Annotated in this window: 2 protein-coding genes; one reads left to right on the forward strand and one right to left on the reverse strand. The window is 62.6% G+C overall.

Features of this window, described 5'->3' with window-relative positions; all coding sequences use genetic code 11:
* Positions 1–260: 260 nt before the first annotated feature.
* Positions 261–3,098 (reverse strand): preprotein translocase subunit SecA, encoded by a 2,838-nt coding sequence (secA, locus tag AAFX91_RS39445; RefSeq protein WP_130583929.1) that lies wholly within the window; start codon positions 3,096–3,098, stop codon positions 261–263.
* Between the two features lie 353 nt (positions 3,099–3,451).
* Here secA and AAFX91_RS39450 point away from each other — a divergent pair, with 353 nt between their 5' ends.
* On the forward strand, positions 3,452–4,390 hold the full coding sequence (locus AAFX91_RS39450; protein WP_130583930.1) for a peptidylprolyl isomerase: 939 nt from the start codon (positions 3,452–3,454) through the stop codon (positions 4,388–4,390).
* The last annotated feature ends 98 nt before the right edge of the window (positions 4,391–4,488 follow it).

Genomic DNA, 4,488 nt, shown 5'->3' on the forward strand with positions numbered 1-4,488 from the left:
CCAATGCAACTTGACAATCCAGATAGTCGCTCATCCGCCGTGAGACGCGCGGAGTTAAATCACTGATTTGCCCGACGACGGAAGTGGAATGTTTTTTGCGCGAGGGCTGGACAGACTTTTGCTGATTTGCCCGTCGGGTTGATTTGTCGCGCCCGAAGTAGCCACATCGTCATTGCGAGCCACCGGGTCGGCGCGGTAGCGCCGCCCGGTGGCTCGCAATGACGGAGAGGAGTACCCTGCCCGCTTACGGGCAGCTCATCTCACGCGTACCTGCCGTGGCAGTGCTTGTACTTCTTGCCGCTTCCGCAGGGGCAATCCTCGTTGCGGCCGACCTTGCCCCAGGTGGCGGGGTTGTTGGGATCGCGGTCGGAGGGGGCGGCCTTCGGCACCAGCGAGGCGTTGGCGAAGGACATCTCGTCCTCGCCGGTGTTGGGATCGAGCTTGTGCACTTCCATCGCCGGCAGCACCGGCTGCTGCTCCTCCGGCGGGATGATCTCGACCCGCATCAATTGCGCGGTGACGGCCTCGCGCAGATGCGAGCTCATCTCCTGGAAGAGGTTGAAGGCTTCCGTCTTGTACTCCTGCAGCGGATCGCGCTGGCCATAGCCGCGCAGGCCGATCACCTGGCGCAGATGATCGAGCATGATCAGGTGCTCGCGCCAGAGATGGTCGAGCGTCTGCAACAGGATCGTCTTCTCGACGTAGCGCATCACGTCGGGACCCCATTGCGCGACCTTGGCCGCCATGCGCTCGTCGACATGCTTCTCGATCCGCGCCAGCAATTCCTCGTCGGCGATGCCCTCTTCCTTGGCCCATTCGTCGACCGGCAGGTCGACATCAAGCACGCGCTTCAATTCGTCCTTCAGCCCCGCCGCATCCCACTGCTCGGCATAGGCGTGCTCGGGGATGTGCTTGGCCACCAGATCCTCGATGAAGGCGTGGCGCATGTCGGTGACGGTCTCGGCGACACTCTCGTCCTTCATCAGTTCGACGCGCTGATCGAAGATCACCTTGCGCTGGTCGTTCTGGACGTTGTCGAATTTGAGCAGGTTCTTGCGGATGTCGAAGTTGCGCGCTTCGACCTTCTGCTGCGCCTTTTCCAGCGCCTTGTTGATCCAGGGATGGATGATCGCCTCGCCCTCTTTCAGGCCGAGCCGGGTCAGCATGCTGTCGAGCCGGTCGGACCCGAAGATGCGCATCAGATCGTCTTCCAGCGACAGGAAGAATTTCGAGCGGCCGGGGTCGCCCTGGCGGCCGGAGCGGCCGCGGAGCTGGTTGTCGATGCGGCGGGATTCATGCCGTTCGGAGCCGATGATGTAGAGGCCGCCTGGCTTGGTCACCGTCTTCGCCGGCTTGCTGCCCTTGGCGGGCTCGACCTCGACGACCTCCTCGGCCTTCAAGACGATCTCGCGGAAGCGCTCGATGTCGGCCTTGATCTGCTCGATCTTCTTCGCCTTCTCGGCTTCATCGGCGATGGCGGCCGTCTCCTGCTGGATCCGCATGTCGAGCGAACCGCCGAGCTTGATGTCGGTACCGCGGCCGGCCATGTTGGTCGCGATCGTGATCGCGCCGGGCACGCCGGCTTCGGCGACGATATAGGCTTCCTGCTCGTGGAAACGCGCGTTCAAGACCGCGAACAGTTTCGCCGGCTTGCCGGCGCGCGCAGCGGCATAGAGCTTGTCGAGCGCGCCGTGATTGCTGAAGTCGATCTGCTTGTAGCCGTGCTTGCGCAGGTACTCGGCCAGCACTTCCGACTTCTCGATCGAGGCGGTGCCGACCAGGACCGGCTGCAGTCGCTTGTTGGCGCGTTCGATCTCGGCGAGGATCGCTGCGTATTTTTCGTTCTGCGTGCGATAGACCTCGTCGTCCTCGTCGAGGCGCGCCACCGGCAGGTTGGTCGGGATCTCCAGGACCTCGAGCTTGTAGATGTCGAACAATTCGTCGGCCTCGGTCGCGGCCGTGCCGGTCATGCCTGCCAGCTTCTCGTACATCCGGAAATAGTTCTGGAAGGTGATGGATGCGAGCGTCTGGTTCTCCGGCTGGACCTGGACGTGCTCTTTGGCTTCCAGCGCCTGGTGCAGGCCTTCCGAGTAGCGGCGGCCCGGCATCATGCGTCCGGTGAACTCGTCGATGATGACAACCTCGCCGTCGCGGACGATGTAGTCCTTGTCGCGGGTGAACAGCGTATGTGCGCGCAGCGCCTGGTTGACGTGGTGGACGACCGAGACGTTCTCGACGTCGTAGAGCGACTCGCCCTTGAGCTGGCCGGCATCGCGCAGCAACCCTTCGAGCTTTTCCATGCCGCCTTCGGTCAGCGTCACCGTGCGCTGCTTCTCGTCGACGTCGTAGTCCGTCTTGTCGAGCTGGGGAAAGAACGTGTCGATGGTGTTGTAGAAATCCGAGCGGTCGTCGAGCGGGCCGGAGATGATCAGCGGCGTCCGCGCCTCGTCGATCAGGATCGAGTCGACTTCGTCGACGATGGCGTAATAGTGCCCGCGCTGGACCATGTCCTCCAGGCGGTACTTCATGTTGTCGCGGAGGTAGTCGAAACCGTATTCGTTATTGGTGCCGTAGGTGATATCGCAAGCATAGGCCGTCTTGCGCTCGGCATCGTCGAGCCCGTGGACGATCACGCCGGTGCTCATCCCGAGGAAGGAATAGATCTGGCCCATCCAGCCGGAGTCACGGCGGGCGAGGTAATCGTTGACGGTGACGACGTGGACGCCCTTGCCGGCGAGCGCGTTGAGATAGACCGCGAGTGTTGCCACCAGCGTCTTGCCTTCGCCGGTCTTCATCTCGGCGATGTCGCCCTCATGCAGCACCATGCCGCCGATCAGCTGCACATCGAAATGGCGCTGGCCGAGGGTGCGCTTGGCTGCCTCGCGGACGGTGGCGAACGCCGGAACCAGAAGGTCGTCGAGCGTCTTGCCGTTCGCCAGCTCCTGCCGGAATTCGGCGGTGCGGGCCTTCAACGCCTCGTCCGAAAGCTTTGCGACCTCGGGCTCCAATGCGTTGATGGCGTTGACGCGGGACTGGTATCCCTTCACCCGCCGGTCGTTGGCGGAGCCGAACAATTTGCGGGCGAGCGCGCCGATCATGCGTAGTTCCTGTTCTTCTGCGTTGCAACCGGAGCGTGGGGCAGCCGATCGTCTATCAACTCACCGTGACGCGCCCCGGCAACGGCCCCAACCTGGGGCCCGATCCGCCAATTAAGTGGGAAGCAAGCAATCCAAGGTTCAACGGCCAAAAACGTAAGCAAAATGAGCGCTATCGCCATTGACACGATGGGCCATGAGATATGGCCCGCTCCGGGGGTTGTCAACGCTCGGCAGGATGTCAAGGAATTCATCATTTTGTCAGACTTTTCGCGTTGCCAAGGCGGCTTGATTGGGCGAGTGTCCGCCCCGCTCAAGAGAAGTTCCCCCTGTTCGAGACAAGTTAAGGATTTTGCATGACCACCTCGTTCGCGGAAATGAAACCCGGCTTGCGTGTCGGCCTTGCGTCACTGGCCGTGGCCGGCTCGATCGCTGCCGTTCTCGCCTTTGGCCTGCCGGTCCGCGCCGAGGATGCCAACCCGGTGCTTGCCAAGGTCAACGGGCAGGAGATCCGCCAGAGCGACCTGGCGATCGCCGAAGAGGAACTCGGGCCGAGCCTGCAGCAGATGGACCCGGCGACGCGGAAGGATAACCTCCTGGCCTTCCTGATCGACATGAAGATCGTGTCCAAGGCCGCCGAGGACAAGAAGGTCGACAATACTGACGAGTTCAAGAAGCGTATCGCCTTCACCCGCAACCGGCTCCTGATGGATAGCCTGCTTGCCAGCGAGGGCAAAGCCGCGACCACCGACGACGCCATGAAGAAGGTCTATGAGGAGGCCTCCAAGCAGATCACCGGCGAACAGGAAGTGCATGCCCGCCACATCCTGGTCGAGACCGAGGACGAGGCCAAGGCGATCAAGGCCGAGCTCGCGAAGGGCGCCGATTTCGCCGAGCTCGCCAAGAAGAAGTCCAAGGATCCCGGCGCCTCCGATGGCGGCGATCTCGGCTTCTTCACCAAGGAGCAGATGGTGCCGGAATTCTCCGCCGTCGCCTTTTCGCTCGAGCCGGGCAAGATCTCCGATCCCGTGAAGTCGCAGTTCGGCTGGCACATCATCAAGGTCGAGGAAAAGCGCAACCGCACCGCGCCGCCCTTCGATCAGGTCAAGAGCCAGATCGAGACCTATGTGACCCGCAAGGCGCAGGCCGACTATGTCGCCAAGCTGCGCGAGGCCGCCAAGATCGAGCGCATGGACAAGCCGGAAGAGACCGCCAAGAGCGACACCAAGCCGGACGCAACGGCCCCGGCCGCCAAGCCGTCCGACTCCAAGATGGCACCGCCGGCGAAGAAGTAGTCCGGAAGAAGTAGTTAGGTGGTCGTCCCGGCGAAGGCCGGGACCCATATGTGGACGGCCCCCGTGGCACAAGAGCTTTTGAGGTGATCGGATCGCTG

Origin of the sequence: Bradyrhizobium sp. 31Argb, from assembly GCF_043638955.1 — a bacterium.
Taxonomy (GTDB): domain Bacteria; phylum Pseudomonadota; class Alphaproteobacteria; order Rhizobiales; family Xanthobacteraceae; genus Bradyrhizobium.